Genomic DNA, 18,399 nt, shown 5'->3' on the forward strand with positions numbered 1-18,399 from the left:
TTCCTCAGAGGATGTAGCCGATACCCGCCAGGGCATCGTCACTGTTGATCAGGCTGATGACCTTGCGCTGAATCTTCAGCCCGCTTTCGCTGCGCAGCAGCGTGTAGGTCAGGTCGGCGCTGTAATGCTTGAGGCTTTCCTTGCGGAACTCGCGCACGTTCTGCGCGCAGCGCACGGTGAGCTGCTGGCCGTCTTCACCGAGGATGCGAAAGCGCGACAGCGTGCGCACGGTGCGCGGCTGCGGGCTGGTGGAAATCGACTCGCCGCCGATCAGCCGCTGCACGCGCAGCTCGCGCATGTGATGGTCGTCGTAGGCGTAGTTGAGGGTGTTCTCGTAGTCGGTTTCCTTGGGGTTGATGGGGATGATGTAGGTGCCTTTCTCGGCCCACAGGTTGAGCCATTCGGTGTATTCACCGTGGTCGAGCATGTCGCCTTCCTGCCAGATGAAGGCGGTCACTTCGTTGAGCAGTTGCAGGTTCATCATTGCGCCTCCACCGACATCATCTTCTTCCACTGCTGGTACGCCGCGCGCATGCCGGTCTCGGCGCTCACATCCGAAATGCGTCCATCGGCGCTGTCACGTTCACCGGGCAGGCCGCGGTTGAGCATGATCCACAGCTCGTCACCGGCACTGGCGCCTTTCTGCACCCGTTCCCAGGCCTCGGAGTCATCCGGGGTGCCAAAGCCCATCGGGCCCTGGAAGTGCTCGTGCAAACGCAGGCGGTAGCGGTTGGCCGCCGCCGGGCCGCCGTCCATGGTGATCACCGAGTGGTGGATTTCCGTCTCGGTCACCGACAGCGGTTGCAGCACGCGGAAGAACGCCATCGAGCAGGCGACGTTGGGGAACAGGTTGAGGTTGAAACCGGTGCCGCCGACCGCACGGACGATGCGCCGGACTTGCTGCTCGTCGATGCCTTCCTCGCGCAACTCGCCGGCCAGCGCCTCGAAGCGCTCCGGGATCGGCTTGTCGAGGTCGGCTTCAAGGTCCACCAGGTCGGGAATCATCACCATCACGCTGTGGCCATTGCCCAGGTCCTCGACGTAGCCGGGGCCTTTGACGAAGTCGAACAGCGCCAGGGTCTGTTCATCGACCGATGACAGAAAACTCTTGTGCACCAGCGGGAAGTGGTAGGCGTCGGTGGTGTTTTCCAGCTGGATTTTCCAGTTGCCAGGGAAGCGGAAGCGGTGCTCGCCGGGCACCTTGATGCCGTAGCCGGCGCCCTGTTTCATGAACAGGTCCATCCACTTCTTGGCTGGGCCGAGGAAGTCCACCAGTGGCTCGATGTCGTCCTTGAAAGTGGCGAAGATCATCCCGGCATACGACTCGACCCGCAGGCTGACCAGCGGCAGCTCGGATTTATCCAGGCAGTCGCCGTAGCTTTCCGGGTGCGGGATACCGCGCAGCGAGCCGTCCAGGGCATAGCCCCAGCCGTGGTAGGGGCAGACGAAGCTATTGGTCTTGCCCTTCTTGTGCTCGCACACGGTGGCGCCGCGGTGGCGGCAGCGGTTGAGCAGCACGTGGACGTCTTTCTTGCGGTCGCGCACGACGATCACCGGCTGCTTGCCGATGTAGGTGGTCTTGTAGCTGCCGGAGTCGGGGATTTCTCTTTCATGGGCGACCCAGATCCAGGTGCTGGAGAAGATCCTTTCCAGCTCGGCGTCGAACAGCGCCGGGTCGGTGTAGAGGGAGGTGTGCACGCGGTCGGCCTGCACCAGATCGGCGGGGTCGACGGACAGGTTGACAGCAGGAATCAGGTGGTTCATCGGGCACCTCTGCAGGTTCACGTAGGTGAGTCGTCCAGCGGCGTTCCGCCGCCTCTGGGAGCGGCTGGAGCAGGGGCTGGCGGGTGTTGGCGGAAGGAACTAGTCGAGCTGCGGCAATGACCACACAAGGCGTGGTCTGCCAACGGACGGGGGCTGCGAAGCGGGGAGTGTGCGCACGGTCATGGCGATGCCTCTTTTGTTTTTTTGCGCCCCGGTGTGCCGGTGGCTTTATGGGCTACACGCTAAAACGCCGGGCAAGGCCACTCAATGACAGCGCTGGGCAAGTATGTTGCGTTTTGTGCAACGTCCGACGTGAACGTATGGGTTCGCTGTGGGCGCGGACGATCCGCCGCCGCGGCTTACCCGTGAACGGCTCCGCTTATTTATTGACATTTCACGTAATATTTCCCACTCTTCCAGCCTTGCCCACCCCGGCCAGGCGCCTTGTCGTGGCTGGCCTCAACCTGTGAAGCGCCCATGTCCCGAACCCCTGTCGGCACCGTCCTGCTGCTGGCCTCGCTGACCGCCATCGTGCCGCTGTCGATCGATATCAACCTGCCGGCCATGCCGGCCATCGCCGCCGATCTGCAGGCCAGCAGCAGTAGCGTGCAATCGACCGTCGGCACCTTTTTGCTGGGTCTGTGCCTGGGCATGCTCTGCTATGGCCCGCTGGCCGACCGCTTTGGCAGGCGCCCATTGCTGCTGGCAGGTGGCGCGGTGTACCTGGTGGCGACCCTGGCGTGCATCTTCGCCAGCGACATCGATCAGCTGGTGCTGGCGCGCTTCTTCCAGGCCCTGGGCGGGGCGGCGGCGTCGGTGCTGGGGCGCGCGGTGGTCAGTGACCGCTTTGCCCTCACCGAGGCGGCGCGGGTACTGACCCTCATGCACCTGGTGACCATGATCGCCACGCTGCTGTCGCCGATCGTCGGCAGTGCGCTGCTGGCCCTGACCGGTTGGCGCAGCATCTTCGTCGCGCTTGGGCTGTTCGTCGCGGTGGTTATGGCCAGCACCGCCTGGCGCTTGCAGGAAAGCCTGCCGCCGAGCCGGCGCAGCGCCTCGCTGGGCTCGGCGTTTCTGGCCTACCTGGGCGTGCTGCGCGCGCCGTTGGCGCTGGCCTACATGGGCTGCATGGGCCTGGCGCTGGGCGGCATGTTCGGCTTCATGACCGGCTCGCCATTCGTCTATGCCGAGCACTTTGGCCTGTCGCCCGGGCAGTACGCCTGGCTGATGGCGCTGAACTTCGTCTCGATCATCGGCCTGACCCTGATCAATGCGCGTCTGGTCAGGCGCCATGGGCCGCAGCGAATGATCGGCATCGGCGTGCTGCTGACCTTGCTCGCCTGCGCCGGGCTGTTGCACGCCGCGCTGGCCGAGTCGGTCGGCCTGGTGCAACTGGTGCTGTGCGTGATGCTGTACATCGGCGCCACCGGCTTGCTCGGCGCCAACAGCATCGCCTGCCTAATGGCGCTGTTCCCCAATCGCTCGGGGGCGGCGGCGGGATTGGCGATTTCCGCGCAGTTCGCCCTGGCGTCGCTGTGCAGTGGCATCACTGCACGGGTGGTGGGCAACGACCCAGGCCGCCTGGCGCTGGTGATGGTCTGTGCCGGGGTCGGCAGCGCTGCCTGCTATGGCCTGGTGCTGGCCTGGCGGCGACGGGCCAGGCTGGTCAGTCGCTGACGCTCACAGGGCCAGGCGCATGGCCTTGGCCATCTCCTGGGCCAAGGCGCGGTCGAGCGCCTCCAGCACACGCCCGCGGCGCGCGACGATCTGAATGTCGGTGGCCTGCATGGCCGGGCAGTCGATGGCGATGGCGCGCAGCGTGCCGCCCTTGAGCTCGTCGCTGATCGGCAGCTCGGCCAGCAAGGTGGCGCCCAGCCCTGAGCGCACATAGTCGAGCAGTACCACCAGCGAGTTGGAAGTCAGGCTCGGGGTGATCTCGAAGTCGCGCCCACGGCAGGCGCCATCGACCAGTTCGCGCACGCGAAAGCGCGGGCCGGGCAGGGCCAGCGAGGTCTGCGCCAGCTCCTCGAGGGTGACCATGCTGCGCGCTGCCAGCGGATGACTGCGGTGCACGATCAGGCGCAACGGTTGCGCCAGGCTGAACAGGCGCGTCAGCCGTCCGGTCGCGCTGGGCGAGAAGACCACGCCCAGGTGCGCCTCGTCGGCCGAGACCATGCGCTGCACCTCGAGCGAGGGCGCGCTGATGATCTCGGCCTGATGCGCGCCGTGCTCGCGCAGAAACGCCTGCAGGGAATGGATCGCCCGCGCCCCGAGCAAGCCTTCGCCGATGGCCATGACCGTGGTCGCGGCCTGCTGGCTGCGCAGACTGTCGAGGGTCTCCAGCAATGCGGTGTGTTCGTGCAGGCGTCTTGCGTAGTAGGCCACTGCCGCCTGGCCGGCGGCGGTCAGACGAATGCGGTGGGTGCCTTGCTCGACCAGGGCGATGTCCAGTTCCTGCTCGAGGCGGGCGATCTGTCGGCTCACCGATGAGGTGGCCACCCCCAGCATTTCCGCAGCCGCACGCATCGAGCCGTGTTCGTGGCTCAGGTGCAGGTAGTGCAGGCGATGGTCCTGCAAGGTGATGGGACGGTGAGCAGGCGTAGCCATACGAGACCTCGTGCGCGGCGCTGTGGAATCGGCGGTCCCTGCCACTGACAGCGCCGCAAGGGGCCTGCCAACAATCCCTATCACGTGAAAAATCCATTAGTTGCCGGAGTATGTCGCGCTTTCCCGGACGCGACAATGGGCGCTTGAAACTGTGTGCATGAGTCGCGCGCAGCAATTTTTTTGACAATATTTTGATATGGCTGAAGCGATTTTTTAGAGCGATTTGCTTGATGAAAATGGCTTTTTCAAGCTCGGCATATTGATATAAAACCTTTAAAAACAATGATCTAGATCAATTATCGGCAAGGCTTTGCGGTGTTTTCCATCCATACGACCACCACCCTATACGCGTGAATATTCAATTGACAATTCACGTAAATGCTCGCACATTCCAGCCATCGGCAACCAAAACAAGAGAGACAGACCATGCCGCCTGACCTTGCTCACCTCCCCGGTGGCGGGCGCCCGTATTCGGGGCGCCACGCCTTCGCACACCCGCCGTTCACGGCTGCCGGCTGCCCCAGGCAACCTGCCTAGTCCCTCTGCCTAGATGCCTACCGTCCTGATACGGAGAAACTCCATGGATTCGCATTGCCTGCGCGCAGCCTCCAGTGCTGCGCTCGCCTCCGGCCCGGCCTTCGACACGCTGCTCGACACCCTGCGCCAACGGGCGCGCAGCGGTGAGTTCGACCGCCAGCGGCATATCTCGGCTGACGTGATCGACGCCTTCAAGGCCCACGGCGTGTACCGCGCTCTGGTGCCGAAACGCTTTGGTGGGCTGGAGTGCTCGCCCGGCGAGTTCTGCCAGATGGTCGAGCGCGTGTCCCATGCCGATGGCTCTGCCGGCTGGGTGGCAAGCTTCGGCATGAGCCCGGTGTACTTGGCGGCCTTGCCGCTCGAGACCATCACCGCGCTGTACAACGCCAACCCTGACACGGTGTTCGCTGGCGGCATCTTCCCGCCGCAACCGGCTGAGGTGGTGACCGGCGGCTTCAGGGTCAATGGCCGCTGGAAATACTCCAGTGGCTCGATGGGCGCCGACATCGTCGGTGTCGGCATCGCCCCGCGCAACGGCGACAAGCTCGACCTGCCGCGCCTGGCGGTGCTGCCGCAGCGCAGCGCGCGCATCGAGGCGACCTGGGACACCGTCGGCCTGCTCGGCACTGGCAGCCACGACCTGGTGGTCGAGAACGTGGTGGTCGGTGAGGAATGGACCTTCGTGCGCGGCGGCAAGCCCAACCTCGACGAGCCGTTCTTCCGTTACCCGTCGCTGTCGTTCGCCACCCAAGTCCTGTCGGTGGTGGGCCTGGGCGTGGCCCGCGCTGCGCTCGACGAGCTGGCCGGCATGGCCAGCGGGCGGATTTCGGTGACCGGCGCCCCGGCATTGGCCGAGCGGCCCCTGGCCCAGGTCGACGTGGCCCGCGCCGAAGCCGCACTACGCTCGGCACGGGCGTTCTTCTACGAATCCATCGACGCTGCCTGGCAGCACGTGCTGGCGGGTGATCCGGTGCCGCCCGAGGCGGTCAACCTGCTGCGCCTGTCGTCGACCCACGCCACCCGGGTGGCGGCCGAGGTCGCGCGCAGTGCGCAGATGCTTTCGGGCATGACCGGCATCTACAACGACAGCCCGCTGGCGCGCTGCGTCAACGATGCCCAGGTGGTCACCCAGCATGCCTTCATGGGCGACGTCACTTACCAGAACGCCGGAGCGATGTTCTTCGGCAAAGCGCCTCTTCCAGGCTATCTGTAACTTTCGGGGTATTACTCATGAGCGATAAAAAGACCTTGCGCGTGCTGTTCTGCATGGGCATCAACCAGAACTTCTTCGATGCCGCACGGGATGAACAGCTACAAGTGTGGGCCGCCTTCAGCGCGATGTGGAACGGCATCCATGACCTGGCCGGGGTCAAGGTGCTGGGCAACATGGATGACGATCAGAGCATGGTCGGCCCCTCCGATGGCTTCCCCTGGACCACTTACCTGCTGGCCGATGTGCCCGATGTCGAGACCGTCCACGCGGCCTGCAACCTGCTGCGCACCACGGCAGTGGGCGAGGGGCCGTACAAGCTGTGGCGCTACGTGAAGATCGAGGCGCGGATGGGCCGCGAACTGATCATCCAGCGCAGTTGAGCCGCGCTGCCTTCGCCATCGAGACCGATCACTGCCAGCCTGCGTAGCTGGCAAGGAGCACCCCGTGAGTAACCTGATTCCTGCTGTCAACCTGTCCGTCGACCCCGCCGATCTGGTGCAGGCCGACCGCGTGCACACCTCCCTCTACACCGACCCAGCGCTGTTCGACGCCGAGCTGGACAAGATCTTCTCCAGCACCTGGATCTGGGTCGCCCACGAGAGCGAAATCCCAGAGTCCGGCAGCTACAAGACCACCTACATCGGCAAGCAGCCGGTGATCGTCGTGCGCGACCGCAAGAAAGACGTCCACGTGCTGCTCAACCGCTGCCGCCACCGTGGCGCGACGGTGTGCGAGCACAAGAAGGGCAAGACCAATAGCTTCGTCTGCCCCTACCACGGCTGGGGCTATGCCCTGGACGGCTCGCTGCGCGGTATCCCGCACCCGGAAAGCTATGGTGATTGCCTGGATAAATCCGAGCTGCCGCTGGTCAGCCTGCGGGTCGAATCGTATGCCGGGATGATCTTCGCCACCTTCAAGGACGACATCGAGCCGCTGGTGGACTTCCTCGGCCCGGCGAAAAAATGGATGGACCTGTTCATGAAACAGGGCGCCGGCTACGGCATCAAGGTGCCCGGCGAGCACCGCTTCCGCTTCCCCGGCAACTGGAAAATCCAGCTGGAAAACACCACCGACGCCTACCACTTCCCGCTGGTGCACAAGAGTTTTCTGTCATCGGTCGATGAACAGACCCTGGCGCTGTTCGACTTCGTCAAAGGCCCCGGCTACGTCGAAGACCTGGGCAATGGCCACAGCGTGATGGTGATGATTCCCGACCTGGTGGACCTTGAAGCCGACCTCGACAAGCCGATCCCGGAGCGCTTCGAGGCGCTGGCCGGCGAGTTGCGCGAGGAAGGCATCGACGAGCAGCAAGTCCGGCGCATCGTCCGTGCGGTCGGCGGCACCGGTTTCAACCTCAACCTGTTCCCCAACGTCGCCTGCTCGATGGCGTTCTTCCGCGTGCTGCAACCGCTGTCGGTGACCGAAACGGAAATCCACCACTCGGTGATCACCATGGACGGCGGCCCGGCGGCGGCCAACCGCTACCGCCTGCGTTTGCACGAGCACTTCCAGGGCCCGATGGGCTTTGGCACCCCGGATGACTCCGAGGCCTGGGAACGGGTGCAAAAAGGCGCCAGTGCCGGTGACGAGCTGTGGATCATGCTCAACCGCGGCCTGCCCGGGGAACGTGCCAGCGCCGATGGGCGCATTTCGGATGTGAGCGCCGAGACCGGCATGCGCGCGGCGTACCAGCAGTGGAAGAAGATGATGTCGGTGGAGGCGCAATGATGAACCTGCAACTGCTTAACGAAGTGACCGCCTTCATCTGGCAGGAAGGCGACATGCTCGACCACGGTGAATACACCGAATGGCTCAACCTGTGGGCTGAGAAAGGGACGTACATCATCCCCATCAACCCCAAGGAAACCGACTACGAGAACACCCTCAACTACGCCTACGACGACCACCACATGCGCGAGCTGCGCGTGCAGCGGCTGATCGGCGGCGAGTCGATTTCCACCAGCCCGCAGCCGCGCACCGTGCGCACGCTGTCGCGCTTTCGCATTCTCGGCGAAGACGGCCAGACCCTCACCGTGCGCTGCGCGCAGAACGTGCGCGAGTTCCGCAAGGAAAGCCTCAAGCATTACAGCGCCGACCTGACCTACACGCTGCTGCGCAGCGAAAGCGGGCTGAAGATTCAGCGCAAGGTCATCAGCCTGATCAACAGTGACGATGCCCTGGCGGGTATCGGCTACATCCTCTGAGGACGCCGAGATGAAACAGATTGCACTGGTGACCGGCGCTGCCCAGGGTCTGGGCCTGCGCTTCTGCGCCCGGCTGCTGGCGGCAGGCTTCGACGTGGTGGTCAGCGACCGCGACCTCGACGCTGCGCAAGCGGCTGCCGCGCAACTGCAAGGGCAGGGCGGCAATACCCTGGCGGTAAAGCTCGATGTCGCCAGCAAGGCTGATTTTGAAGCCGCGCTGGCCCAGGTGCTGGAGCGCTTCGGCGCTTTGCACGTGGTGGTCAACAACGCCGCCGTGACCAAGACCACGCCGCTGATGCAGATCAGTCCGGAAGAATTCGACGCCGTGGTCGGCCTCAACCTGCGCAGCGTGTTCCTCGGTTGCCAGGTGTTCGGTGCGTATCTGGCCGAGGCCGGCTACGGGCGCATCATCAACATGGCCTCGCTGGCCGGGCAGAACGGCGGCACCGCCACCGGCGCCCACTACGCGGCGAGCAAAGGCGCCATCGTCACCCTGACCAAGGTCTTTGCCAAGGAGCTGGCCAGCCGCGGGGTCACGGTCAATGCCATCGCCCCGGGCCCGATCGACTCGCCGGCGGTGCATGCCGCGGTGCCAGCCGAGCGCATGGCCGGGCTGCTCGGCAACATCCCCGTGCAACGCCTGGGCGACGCCGATTTCCTTGGCGACCTGATCGTGCAACTGGCGCGGCCTGAAGCCTACTTCACCACCGGGGCGACCTGGGACGTGAACGGCGGGCTGTTCATGCGTTGACCACCGTGCGCCGGTTGCCTCGGCGCCTTGAAGATTTACGGGACACCCGCCATGAATGAACAACTGTTGAACGTCGTCGTGCGCAAGCGCGACATCCAGGGGGTCGATGTCGTCGTGCTCGACCTGGAAAGCGCCGATGGCGCGCCCCTGCCGCGCTTCGATGCCGGCGCCCACGTGGATATCCACGTAGCACCCGGCCTGGTGCGCCAGTATTCGCTGTGCAGCGACCCCAACGATGTGCGCTGCTACCGCCTTGGCGTGCTCAAGGACCCGGCCTCGCGTGGCGGTTCCCAGGCCGTGCACGAGGCTTTGCTGGAAGGCCGTGAAGTGCAGATCAGCGCGCCGCGCAATCTGTTTCCGCTGGCCGCCGATGCGCAGCGCAGCGTGCTGCTGGGCGGTGGTATCGGCATCACCCCGATGATCGCCATGGCCTACGTGCTGCATCAGCAGGGCGCCGCGTTCGAGCTGCACTACTGCGGCCGCTCGCGCTCGCGCAGTGCCTTTCTCGCCGAGCTGGCCCAGGCGCCGTTCGCCAGCCGGGTGTTCACCCATTTCGACGATGAAGGGCTGGAACAGCGCCTGGACCTGGCCAAGGTGTTCGGCCACGCCGCGCCGGGCACGCATATGTACACCTGCGGGCCGTCCGGCTTCATGGACTGGGTGATCGAGGGCGCACGCCAGCAGGGGTATGCCGAAGACCACATCCACAAGGAGTATTTCCAGGTGGAGGTCGACAGCAGCGGCGCCGGTTTCGAGGTGGTCGCCGCGCGCAGCAACAAGACCGTCCACGTCGCCGAAGGCCAGAGCATTCTCGACGCCCTGGCCGGGGTCGGCATCAAGATCGAAATCTCTTGCGAGCAGGGAGTGTGTGGCACCTGCCTGTGCGAGGTGCTCGAAGGCGAACCCGACCACCGCGACGTGTACCTGACCGAAGACGAAAAAGCCGCCAACGACCAGATTCTGGTGTGTTGCTCGCGGGCCAAATCCAACAAGCTCGTGCTGGATATTTGAGGAGAACGACCATGGTCGACACCACTCGCTTTCGCAATGCAATGGCCATGCTCGGTGGCGCCGTTTCCGTGATTACCACCGATGGCGAGGCCGGGCGCTTCGGCTTCACTGCCTCGGCAGTGTGCAGCGTCACCGACTCACCGCCCACCTTGCTGGTGTGCATGAACCGCGCCTCGCATTCCAACGCCCAGTTCAAGGCCAATGGCGCCTTGTGTGTGAACGTGCTGGCCGGCACCCACCAGGAGCTGTCCGGGGCATTCGCCAACCGCACCCTGAGCATGGACGAACGCTTCGCCAGCGCTGACTGGACGGTGCTGGAAAGTGGCGCGCCGGTGATGCTCGACGCCCTGGTGAACTTCGACTGCCGCATCGTTCAGGTGCATGAAGTGGGTTCGCACAGCATCTTCTACTGCGAAATCCAGGACATCCGCCAGGGCGGCGCCGACGATGGCCTGGTGTATTTCAACCGCGCCTACCACCGCGTTTGCGAGACCTCCAAGGCCTGCTGAGCAGGCCCGATTCAGAGCGTTTCGAGGTTATGGAAGACGGTTTCGAGCATGCGGTTGAGCCGCTGCACCTGGGCTTCGGTGAGGCCCTTGAAGCTGCGCTGGAATAACTCGTGGGTCACCTCCTGCATGCGTGCGATGGCCTGCAGGCCGGTGTCGGTGATACGCACTTGGGTAACCCGGCCATCCTCGGCGCTTTGCGCGGTGTCGACCAAGCCGTCGTCTTTCATGCGGTAGACGATCTTGGTGATGGTCGAGAGCTTGGCGATGGCGTGGGTGGAGATTTCCGAAATGCTCGACTCGCCGTTCTCGTTGAGGATCCACAGCACCCGCCAGCGCGGCACGTCGAGGTCGACCTTCTTCAGCAGGCGCTCCATGTTCTGGGTGTAGCGACCGTGCGCCCGGGCCAGCCAGTAGAAGGGGAAGTCCTCTTTGCGGAAGTCTTCGCTGGCCGGGTCGTGGTGGCTGGGGCTCTTGCTCTTGCGGGTGGTCATGGGGGCTATACACATGTGCGGAAAGAGTGGCGACATGATAGACGTTTCGCGCCGTTCGAGCACCGCCTGGTTACGCTGTCAGGCCTGTGATGACGCGTCCGCGTGGTGGAAGGTCGCAGGACTATTCAATTGACAATTCACGTATCTGGTACAACCTTGGTGCGGCGCTGCAACAGCGCTTCGCGAGCCACAGAAGGATTACAACAATGACAATCATCATCCAGTCGCTGGCCTTGGGCGGCGACGGCCCACGCGTCGCATTGAAAGACACCATCGACGTCGCCGGCACACCGACCCAGGCCTCCAGCCGCGCTTTGCGTGATGCGGCGCCGGCCGAGCGGCATGCCGAGGTGGTGGAACACCTGCTGGCCGCCGGGGCGCGCCTGACCGCCAAGGTCGGCCTGCACGAGCTGGCCTTCGGCACCACCGGCATCAACCACTACACCGGAACGCCGCGCAACCCGCGATACCCCGAGCGCATTCCGGGGGGCTCGTCGAGCGGCTCGGCCGCGGCCGTGGCCGCCGGGCTGGTGGACTTCAGCCTGGGCACCGACACCGGCGGCTCGATTCGCATCCCGGCCTGCTGCTGCGGGGTGTTTGGCTTCAAGCCCAGTTTTGGCCGGATCAGCCGCGTCGGGGTGATGCCGGCGCAAAGCAGCCTTGATTGCGTCGGCCCGCTGGCTGCCAGCCTGCCGATGCTGATTCGCGCGATGGGCATGATCGACCCGACCTTCCAGCCGGCGCCCGTGCCGGATGCCGTGAGCATCGGCGTGGTCACGGTGCCTGCCGAAGCGGCGGTGGCCGACACCGTGCAGGCGGCGCTCGGGGCCAGTGGCCTGAGCCTGGGTGAAGTGGAGCTGGACGACTTCGTGCCTGCCTACGCGGCTGGCATGGTGTTGATCAACCGCGAAACGTTCGACGCCTGCGGCCACCTGCTGGCCGGTGACGGTGTCGGTGCCGACATCGCCGGGCGTCTGGCTGCTGCCGGGCAAACCAGCGATCAGGCGCTGGCCGAAGCCGAGCAGGTGCGCCAGCGCTTCACCGCCCAGGTCGATCAGGCCCTGAGCCGCTTCGACGTGCTGGCTCTGCCGACCATGCCCGACTTTCCCCTGCGTGTTGTCGATGCCGCCGACACCCGCGCCGTGCTAGGCATGACCTCGCTGGTGCGGCCGTTCAATCTCTCGGGCCACCCGGCCCTGAGCGTGCCGCTGGGCAGCGCCAGCGGGCTGCCGGTGGGGCTGCAACTGATCGCCGCCAAGGGTGCCGACGCGCAGCTGCTGGCCGTCGCCGAGCGGTTGTTGCTCAACCTGTGTGGCGCCGAGCGTCCAGGAGAATCGGCATGAGCGAGCTCGCCAGCCTCAAGGCACGCCTGCAAGTGTTGGAAGACCAGCAGGCGATTCGCGTGTGCATCAACCGCTACATGACGCTGTGCGATGCATTGGATGCCGACACCCCGCTGGACGAACTGGCCGGGTTGTTCACCGCTGATGCCCGCTGGGAAGGCAAGGGCGCGCGCTATGCGTCGAGTTTTGGCGGCTATCAGGGCCGCGAGGCGATCCGCGCCATGTTCGCCACCTACATGAAGACCCCGGCGCACTTCGCCCTCAACGTGCATTTCCTCACCAGCGAAGTGATCGAGGTCGACAGCCAGCAGGGGCAGGGCAGTTGGGTGATGCTGCAGACCAGCAGCTTCGCCGATGGCGCGTCGCACCTTAACGCTGCGCGCTTGAGCGTGCGCTTTGCGGTCGAAGACGGGCAATGGCGCATCGCGCATTTCCAGACCGAAAACCTGTTCAGCCGCCCGACCCGGGCCTGGGATGACAGCGCGCCGCTGCCGGTGCCTGGCCAGCGCTGAGCGCTTGCCGTACGCCTGTCGCCTGGCAGGCCTGACCAAATCCCCGGCAAGGTCGAACATGACCGCGCCGGGTGATCCCCGCACACTGATGCCGTGATGATGGCCACGCCTGGCGTGGCCATTGCCTGGATGCGGTGTGGCCGCCCGATGAGGGCGGCGCCGTTGCGTGTGAACCAACCACGATAATAAAAGCAGGATTCACGTATGAGCTCGATCAAGGCTAATCCGATTGACAAGGTCTCGGTGTACATCGCCGCTGGGCTGGTGTCCGGCGCGGGTGCGCTGTTGTTGAACGTGTTGCCGCTGCTGTTCGGCGCCCTGGCGGAGAAGTTCGCCCTCGGGGAGAACCAGCTCGGCAACCTGGCGCTGGCCATGAACCTGGGCTTCGGCCTGCTGGGCTTGGCCTCGTTGCTGTGGGTGCGACGAGTGAGCTGGCGGGTGATCTCGGCGTTGTCATCGCTGCTGGTGATCGCCATGGTGCTGTACGTGGTGCTCGAACCCTCGTTCGAAGCACTGTTTCTGGTCATGGCGTTGGCGGGGGCGGGCACCGGCGCGCTGTATGCGCTGGCCATGACCATCTTCGGTGACAGTTCGCAGCCAGAGCGGGCCTTCGGCTTCAAACTGGGTATCGAAACCGTGCCGGGAGCCTTGCTGCTGGTGCTGCTGCCGGTGGCGGTGATGCCGGTGTGGGGCTTTCACGGCATGCTGGTGACCATCGCTCTGTCGATGCTGCTGATGGGTATCGTGCCGCTGGCCTGGGTGCCGGTGCGCAGCGAACGACCGGTGCAGGCCGCAGGGTTTTCCGCCGAGGCGTATGCGCTGCGCCGGCCGATCGTCTGGTTGAGCCTGCTCTCGAGTCTGGTGTTCCTCACCGGGATCATGGCGGTCTGGGCGTTTCTGGAACTGATCGGCAAGAAGACCGGCCTCGCCTCCGACACCATCGGCACGGTGCTGGCGGTGGGCTTCATCATCAATGCTGGCGGCGGTTTCATCGCCTCATCGATTGGCCTGAAGGCCGGTCGCTTCCTGCCGGTGGCAGCCATCATTCTGGCCGAATGCGTGGGCCTGGTGATGCTCGGCCAGTTCGCCTCGCTGACCAGTTACGTGATCGGCGCGGTGCTGTTCCTGTTCTCCATCAGCTTCGTGCTGGCCTACACCTTCGGCATCATGGCCGAGTTCGATGTCTCGGGAAAACTCGTTGCCTTGGGCGCCCTGTGCCTGTCGGCCGGCGCAGCGTTCGGCCCGGCCATCAGCGGCCTGCTGATCGAGCGCTATGGCTATTCGGCAGCGTTGATGTTCTCGGCGGCCTGCTCGGTGGTCGCGCTGGCCGCCTACGGCGCCGCAGTGCTGCGCTCACAGCACATCCTGCGCCGCGAGCAACCGGGTGAGGGTGCGGTGCTGTCGCGGCTGTGACGGCACTGCCCAGGCCAGTTGGCCCGCTCCATGCTTGGCCCTTCTTGCGTCGGGTATTTGTTACCCAAAATCACGTGAAAAGCGCACTAATATGGGGCGTGTATCGGCGGAGGTGAGACATGAATGCTGCACCGTTGAACATCTGGAACGAGCGCGTGCACAGCGTCTGCGGACGCTTCGAAACCCGCTATGACCACTGCCAGAGCCTGTTCATCGGTGAGTTGCACAAAGTCATGCTGGGCAGCACTGAGGTAGCGTATATCCGCAGCAACGCCAGCGTGATCGCCAAGTCGCGACACGCGGCCGGAGCCGAGCCTGATCCGTACTGTTTCCTTGTGTTACAGCAGCACGGCGAGATGGACATCGAACTCGGCGACCGCGTGGTGCAGCTGCGCGAGGGTGACCTGGCGCTGCTCGACTGCGCCACGTCGCTGAAGATGATGCCCAAGGGGCTGTTCGGCCATGTGTCGATTCATTTGCCCAAGGCGCGCCTGGCCGGCATTGGCCCCGAGCAGTTCGGCAAGCTCTCCAGCACCGGTGCCTGCGGCCAGTTGCTCAGCACGCTGGTGCGCCAGGTGGCCGGCGGTGAGCTGGGTCAATGGGCCTGCAACGAAGACGGTGCGGGCTTGCAGGACGCCTTGCTGGCCTTGCTCGGTTCGGTGTTGCAGTACCGCGCCAGCGACCCTGCTGCCAGCCTGCATTTGCACGAAGTGCAGGCGTTGATTCAGCAGCGCCTCGACTCCCTGCGCCTGAGCCCGGCGTCGCTGGCCGACGAGCTGGGCATCTCCAGCCGGCAGCTGTACCGGCTGTTCGAAGCGCGTGGCGACAGCGTCTGCCGCTACATCCTGCGCGAGCGTCTGCGCAGGGCCGCGCAAGACCTGCGCAACCCGGCCTGCATGCACCGCTCGATCACCGACATCGGCGCCGCCTGGGGCTTTGCCGACTCGGCGCACTTCTCCAAGACCTTCAAGAAGCAGATGGGCGTAACCCCGCGCGACTACCGCGCAGGCAGCCACTGAGCGATGCCGCGCAGGGTGTCAGGGGCATACAAGGCGCTGGCATGGGTAGACAAGACGCGTCGCGGTGAGCTGCCTACTCTGGCCGCTCATCCGGGGCCAGACCGTCTCCCCGCACAGGACCGCTATGAGCCAAGTACCCGTGTTAGCCAGTGTCGACACTTTTCTGCGTGGCCCCTTGGGCAGCTTCGTCGACGGCCAGTCCGTCATTGAAGCCGAGCAACCTTCGCTGGCGGTGGTCGACCCGTCCAGCGGCAAGCCGCTGACCGAGCTGCGTGAAGCCAGCCCGGCGCTGGTCGCGCAGGCCGTGGTGTCGGCACGCCGGGCCTTCGAGCACGCCTGGGGCAGCACCACGCCTTACCAGCGCGGCGTGCTGCTCAACCGCCTGGCCGATCTGATCGAGGCCAACGGCGAAGAGCTGGCGCAGCTCGAATCGCTCAGCTCGGGCAAGTCGATTCACCTGACCCGGCAACTGGAAGTGCCGCAGAGCGTGGCCTTCCTGCGTTACTTCGCCGGCTGGGCGAGCAAGATCACCGGGCAGACCATGACCCCTTCGCTGCCTTCGTTGCACGGCGAGCAGTATGCCGCCTTCACCCGCCGCGAAGCGGTCGGGGTGGTGGCCGGCATCACGCCGTGGAATTTCTCGCTGATGATCGGCATCTGGAAAATCGGCTCGGCGCTGACCTGCGGCTGCAGCGTGGTGATTAAGCCCAGCGAGTTCACCCCGCTGTCGTTGCTGCGCCTGGCGCAACTGGCGGTCGACGCGGGTATCCCGCCCGGCACGCTGAACGTGGTCAATGGTCGCGGCGCGGTGGGGCAACAGTTGATCGCCCATCCGCAGGTGGCCAAGGTCTCGTTCACCGGTTCCGTGCCCACCGGAGTGGCCGTGGGCAAGGCGGCGTTCGACGCCAACCTGACCCGCGTCACCCTCGAGCTGGGCGGCAAGAACCCGGCGGCGTTTCTCGCCGATGTGGACGTCGAGGCGGCGGTGCAGGGCATCGTGCAGACCGCCTACGTGCACCAGGGCCAGGTCTGCGCGGCGCCTGAGCGGTTGTACATCCACCGCAGCAAGGTCGAGGCGATCTGCGCGGGTCTGGCCGAACGCCTGGGGCAGATGCAGGTGGGGCATGCGATGGATGAGGCCGCCCAGTTCGGCCCGCTGGCCAACCAGACCCATCACCGCAAGATCGTCGCCTTGCTCGACCAGGCCAGGTCCCGTGGACAGGTCATGTGCGGCGGCAACGCGCTGCCGGGGCCGGGCTACTTCGTCGAGCCCACCTTGCTGCTGGCTCAGGGCGCGGATGACCCGTTCATGCGCGAAGAAACCTTTGGCCCGATCGTCTGCGTGCAGCCGTTCGACGATGAAGAAGAGCTGGTCAGGCTGATGAACGATTCGCCGTTCGGCCTCGGCGCCAGCGTCTGGACCAACGACCTGAGCAAGGCCATGCGCCTGATTCCGCGCATCGAAGCAGGAACCGTGTGGATCAACATGCACACCTTCCTCGACCCGGCGGTGCCGTTCGGCGGGGTCAAGGGGTCGGGGGTAGGGCGCGAGTTCGGTAGCGCGTTCATCGACGATTACACTGAGCTCAAGTCGGTGATGATGCGCTTCTGAGGTGGCGGCCAGCGCACGGCAACGGGGCATTCGGGAACAGTGCGCCGTTGCTGTCACCAAAAAGTGGCAGCCATATCCCTGCAGCGTTCTACGCTAAGCGGACCACGCGCACTCACCATGATCGATCTTTCCCCGGCAGAGGCTCTAGCACGAGGGTGGCTAGAGGCAAGTGGCCATTATCGGCGAGGGTGCGCCGATGTGGCACGAATATGGCTTTTGATTCAGTGGAAAATTCTAATAATCGAGTACCTTACCATGCACTGTTCAAGCGCCCATTTCGATGATGTCCACCTGCACGCCGGCGCCATCGTCGGCTGGCAGCAGACCTACGATCAATTGAGCGAAGGACACCCGCACACTTTCCTGCGGCACGTGACCGGTGAGCGCTTCCAGCTCTTTCAGGAAACCCTCGACACCCGCGTGGTACAGCGCGGCAAAGCGCCAGAGGGCCGTTTGTGCCTGGCCATCCCGCTGGGGCAGGCGCGCAGCGGCATGTTCCAGGGGCAGAACCTGGGCAGCGAACAGGTGGCGTTGCTGCGCGGCGGCGAGACGTTTTTCGTCCAGGCCGAGGCGGGCATGCGCCTGCTGGCGATCACCGTCGACCTGGCGCGCTTTGCCCGCGTGGCTGCCTTCGAACTGAGCGACGAGCAGTTGCACCGCCTGGGCCACAGCACCCGGCTGCAAGTGCCTGCCGCGCAGTTGCAGCAGGCGACCCAGCGCTTGCAGCGACTGCTCGAGGTGCACGACCACGCGCTCGACGAGCGCTGGGTCGAGCAGCAGGTGCTGGAGGCCTTGCTCGATGTGCTGGGGCAGGCCGACGACATCAGCCGCCGGCGCAGTGGCAACAAGGCGGTAGGTGCGTACCTGGTACGTCGCTGCCAGGAACTGGTGATGGCCCAGGCCGATGAGCCGCTGGGCATTCTTGAGCTGTGCGAGCAATTGAAGGTCAGCCGCCGCACCCTGCAAAGCGCCTTTCACGATGCCACCGGCATGCGCCCGGTCGAATACCTGCGAGCCGTGCGCCTGAACGAAGCGCGGCGCCGCCTGCGCGACCAGCCAGCGCCAGACACCAGTGTCTCGCGGGTCGCCAACGACCTGGGTTTCACCCACCTCAGCCATTTCGCCGTGCAGTACAAGCGCCTGTTCGGTGAGCGGCCATCGCACACCCTTGGCGCGGCGGCTGGGGCGCACTGATTCGAGGAACGCTCGCCAGGGTTGAAAAATAAGCGGGGCGTTGATCAACGCCCCCTGTGTTATCCATTGACCTGCAAATAATCCCCTTGCCCCTCGCCATGCACTGTTGCCGATTCGGGATAGCTGCTTATCGGCCCGCTCCTTATCATCGATCTCAGTCCTTCAATCAGTCGCCAGGCGCGGCCGATTGAAACGGGTCGTCAAAGAACAGGCCTGCAT

At 65.0% G+C, this 18,399-nt stretch carries 18 protein-coding genes; 14 read left to right on the forward strand and 4 right to left on the reverse strand.

Translation table 11 applies throughout. The features are described 5' to 3' along the window. Nucleotides 1–4: 4 nt before the first annotated feature. Together LK03_RS15700 and LK03_RS15705 are read right to left on the reverse strand one after the other, a co-directional pair. Nucleotides 5–481 carry an aromatic-ring-hydroxylating dioxygenase subunit beta gene (locus LK03_RS15700; RefSeq protein ID WP_038413307.1) on the reverse strand — a complete coding sequence of 159 codons (477 nt, stop codon included), beginning with the start codon at nucleotides 479–481 and terminating at the stop codon, nucleotides 5–7. Continuing rightward, entirely contained in the window at nucleotides 481–1,764 is a 1,284-nt protein-coding gene (locus LK03_RS15705; protein WP_038413309.1) for an aromatic ring-hydroxylating oxygenase subunit alpha, read from the reverse strand. The genes LK03_RS15700 and LK03_RS15705 overlap by 1 nt, the downstream gene beginning before the upstream one ends. Before the next feature lie 477 nt (nucleotides 1,765–2,241). Here LK03_RS15705 and LK03_RS15710 point away from each other — a divergent pair, with 477 nt between their 5' ends. After that, complete coding sequence (locus LK03_RS15710) at nucleotides 2,242–3,441, forward strand: multidrug effflux MFS transporter (RefSeq protein WP_038413311.1); 1,200 nt, start codon at nucleotides 2,242–2,244, stop codon at nucleotides 3,439–3,441. Between the two features lie 3 nt (nucleotides 3,442–3,444). Here LK03_RS15710 and LK03_RS15715 read toward each other — a convergent pair whose 3' ends face one another. After that, nucleotides 3,445–4,371, reverse strand: a complete 927-nt coding sequence (locus LK03_RS15715; RefSeq protein WP_028696529.1) for a LysR family transcriptional regulator — start codon at nucleotides 4,369–4,371, stop codon at nucleotides 3,445–3,447. A 580-nt stretch (nucleotides 4,372–4,951) separates the two neighbouring features. On the opposite strand from LK03_RS15715, the gene iacA reads away from it, so the two are divergent. The 7 genes from iacA (at nucleotide 4,952) to LK03_RS15750 (ending at nucleotide 10,596) form a co-directional block, all read left to right on the forward strand. Beyond that, a complete protein-coding gene (iacA, locus tag LK03_RS15720) occupies nucleotides 4,952–6,121 on the forward strand; it encodes an indole-3-acetate monooxygenase (RefSeq protein WP_038413312.1) in 1,170 nt (389 codons plus the stop codon). Nucleotides 6,122–6,138: 17 nt separating this feature from the next. Then, nucleotides 6,139–6,501: a hypothetical protein gene (locus LK03_RS15725; protein ID WP_038413313.1), complete on the forward strand. Its 363-nt coding sequence runs from the start codon at nucleotides 6,139–6,141 to the stop codon at nucleotides 6,499–6,501. A gap of 64 nt (nucleotides 6,502–6,565) precedes the next feature. After that, nucleotides 6,566–7,849 carry an aromatic ring-hydroxylating oxygenase subunit alpha gene (locus tag LK03_RS15730; protein WP_038413314.1) on the forward strand — a complete coding sequence of 428 codons (1,284 nt, stop codon included), beginning with the start codon at nucleotides 6,566–6,568 and terminating at the stop codon, nucleotides 7,847–7,849. Next, nucleotides 7,849–8,325 carry an aromatic-ring-hydroxylating dioxygenase subunit beta gene (locus LK03_RS15735; RefSeq protein WP_038413315.1) on the forward strand — a complete coding sequence of 159 codons (477 nt, stop codon included), beginning with the start codon at nucleotides 7,849–7,851 and terminating at the stop codon, nucleotides 8,323–8,325. The genes LK03_RS15730 and LK03_RS15735 overlap by 1 nt, the downstream gene beginning before the upstream one ends. A gap of 10 nt (nucleotides 8,326–8,335) precedes the next feature. Further along, on the forward strand, nucleotides 8,336–9,076 hold the full coding sequence (locus LK03_RS15740; protein ID WP_038413317.1) for an SDR family NAD(P)-dependent oxidoreductase: 741 nt from the start codon (nucleotides 8,336–8,338) through the stop codon (nucleotides 9,074–9,076). 51 nt (nucleotides 9,077–9,127) lie between these two features. Then, nucleotides 9,128–10,087, forward strand: a complete 960-nt coding sequence (locus LK03_RS15745; protein WP_038413318.1) for a PDR/VanB family oxidoreductase — start codon at nucleotides 9,128–9,130, stop codon at nucleotides 10,085–10,087. Between the two features lie 11 nt (nucleotides 10,088–10,098). After that, entirely contained in the window at nucleotides 10,099–10,596 is a 498-nt protein-coding gene (locus LK03_RS15750) for a flavin reductase (protein WP_038413319.1), read from the forward strand. Between the two features lie 11 nt (nucleotides 10,597–10,607). On the opposite strand, the gene LK03_RS15755 is transcribed toward LK03_RS15750, so the two are convergent. Beyond that, nucleotides 10,608–11,087 (reverse strand): MarR family winged helix-turn-helix transcriptional regulator, encoded by a 480-nt coding sequence (locus LK03_RS15755; RefSeq protein ID WP_038413320.1) that lies wholly within the window; start codon nucleotides 11,085–11,087, stop codon nucleotides 10,608–10,610. A 206-nt stretch (nucleotides 11,088–11,293) separates the two neighbouring features. On the opposite strand from LK03_RS15755, the gene LK03_RS15760 reads away from it, so the two are divergent. The 6 genes from LK03_RS15760 to LK03_RS15785 all read left to right on the forward strand — a co-directional run bounded on the left by LK03_RS15760 (nucleotide 11,294) and on the right by LK03_RS15785 (nucleotide 18,180). Continuing rightward, nucleotides 11,294–12,430: an amidase gene (locus LK03_RS15760; protein WP_038413321.1), complete on the forward strand. Its 1,137-nt coding sequence runs from the start codon at nucleotides 11,294–11,296 to the stop codon at nucleotides 12,428–12,430. Continuing rightward, complete coding sequence (locus LK03_RS15765; RefSeq protein WP_038413322.1) at nucleotides 12,427–12,942, forward strand: nuclear transport factor 2 family protein; 516 nt, start codon at nucleotides 12,427–12,429, stop codon at nucleotides 12,940–12,942. Before LK03_RS15760 ends, LK03_RS15765 begins: the two co-directional genes overlap by 4 nt. Before the next feature lie 204 nt (nucleotides 12,943–13,146). Beyond that, a complete protein-coding gene (locus LK03_RS15770) occupies nucleotides 13,147–14,355 on the forward strand; it encodes an MFS transporter (protein ID WP_038413323.1) in 1,209 nt (402 codons plus the stop codon). Nucleotides 14,356–14,474: 119 nt separating this feature from the next. Then, a complete protein-coding gene (feaR, locus tag LK03_RS15775) occupies nucleotides 14,475–15,374 on the forward strand; it encodes a transcriptional regulator FeaR (protein WP_038413324.1) in 900 nt (299 codons plus the stop codon). Between the two features lie 124 nt (nucleotides 15,375–15,498). After that, on the forward strand, nucleotides 15,499–16,986 hold the full coding sequence (locus tag LK03_RS15780; RefSeq protein WP_038413325.1) for an aldehyde dehydrogenase family protein: 1,488 nt from the start codon (nucleotides 15,499–15,501) through the stop codon (nucleotides 16,984–16,986). Between the two features lie 255 nt (nucleotides 16,987–17,241). Then, on the forward strand, nucleotides 17,242–18,180 hold the full coding sequence (locus LK03_RS15785) for a helix-turn-helix domain-containing protein (protein ID WP_038413326.1): 939 nt from the start codon (nucleotides 17,242–17,244) through the stop codon (nucleotides 18,178–18,180). Nucleotides 18,181–18,399: the final 219 nt, after the last annotated feature.

It is taken from the genome of Pseudomonas cremoricolorata (assembly GCF_000759535.1).
In the GTDB taxonomy this organism is placed as follows: Bacteria; Pseudomonadota; Gammaproteobacteria; order Pseudomonadales; family Pseudomonadaceae; genus Aquipseudomonas; species Aquipseudomonas cremoricolorata_A.

Excerpts from the sequence above, each read along its gene's own strand:
- LK03_RS15700 (WP_038413307.1), bottom strand. The coding sequence starts at position 481 with ATGAACCTGCAACTGCTCAACGAAGTGACCGCCTTCATCTGGCAGGAA.
- LK03_RS15705 (WP_038413309.1), bottom strand. The coding sequence starts at position 1,764 with ATGAACCACCTGATTCCTGCTGTCAACCTGTCCGTCGACCCCGCCGAT.
- LK03_RS15710 (WP_038413311.1), top strand. The coding sequence starts at position 2,242 with ATGTCCCGAACCCCTGTCGGCACCGTCCTGCTGCTGGCCTCGCTGACC.
- LK03_RS15715 (WP_028696529.1), bottom strand. The coding sequence starts at position 4,371 with ATGGCTACGCCTGCTCACCGTCCCATCACCTTGCAGGACCATCGCCTG.
- iacA (WP_038413312.1), top strand. The coding sequence starts at position 4,952 with ATGGATTCGCATTGCCTGCGCGCAGCCTCCAGTGCTGCGCTCGCCTCC.
- LK03_RS15725 (WP_038413313.1), top strand. The coding sequence starts at position 6,139 with ATGAGCGATAAAAAGACCTTGCGCGTGCTGTTCTGCATGGGCATCAAC.
- LK03_RS15735 (WP_038413315.1), top strand. The coding sequence starts at position 7,849 with ATGAACCTGCAACTGCTTAACGAAGTGACCGCCTTCATCTGGCAGGAA.
- LK03_RS15740 (WP_038413317.1), top strand. The coding sequence starts at position 8,336 with ATGAAACAGATTGCACTGGTGACCGGCGCTGCCCAGGGTCTGGGCCTG.
- LK03_RS15745 (WP_038413318.1), top strand. The coding sequence starts at position 9,128 with ATGAATGAACAACTGTTGAACGTCGTCGTGCGCAAGCGCGACATCCAG.
- LK03_RS15750 (WP_038413319.1), top strand. The coding sequence starts at position 10,099 with ATGGTCGACACCACTCGCTTTCGCAATGCAATGGCCATGCTCGGTGGC.
- LK03_RS15755 (WP_038413320.1), bottom strand. The coding sequence starts at position 11,087 with ATGACCACCCGCAAGAGCAAGAGCCCCAGCCACCACGACCCGGCCAGC.
- LK03_RS15760 (WP_038413321.1), top strand. The coding sequence starts at position 11,294 with ATGACAATCATCATCCAGTCGCTGGCCTTGGGCGGCGACGGCCCACGC.
- LK03_RS15765 (WP_038413322.1), top strand. The coding sequence starts at position 12,427 with ATGAGCGAGCTCGCCAGCCTCAAGGCACGCCTGCAAGTGTTGGAAGAC.
- LK03_RS15770 (WP_038413323.1), top strand. The coding sequence starts at position 13,147 with ATGAGCTCGATCAAGGCTAATCCGATTGACAAGGTCTCGGTGTACATC.
- feaR (WP_038413324.1), top strand. The coding sequence starts at position 14,475 with ATGAATGCTGCACCGTTGAACATCTGGAACGAGCGCGTGCACAGCGTC.
- LK03_RS15780 (WP_038413325.1), top strand. The coding sequence starts at position 15,499 with ATGAGCCAAGTACCCGTGTTAGCCAGTGTCGACACTTTTCTGCGTGGC.
- LK03_RS15785 (WP_038413326.1), top strand. The coding sequence starts at position 17,242 with ATGCACTGTTCAAGCGCCCATTTCGATGATGTCCACCTGCACGCCGGC.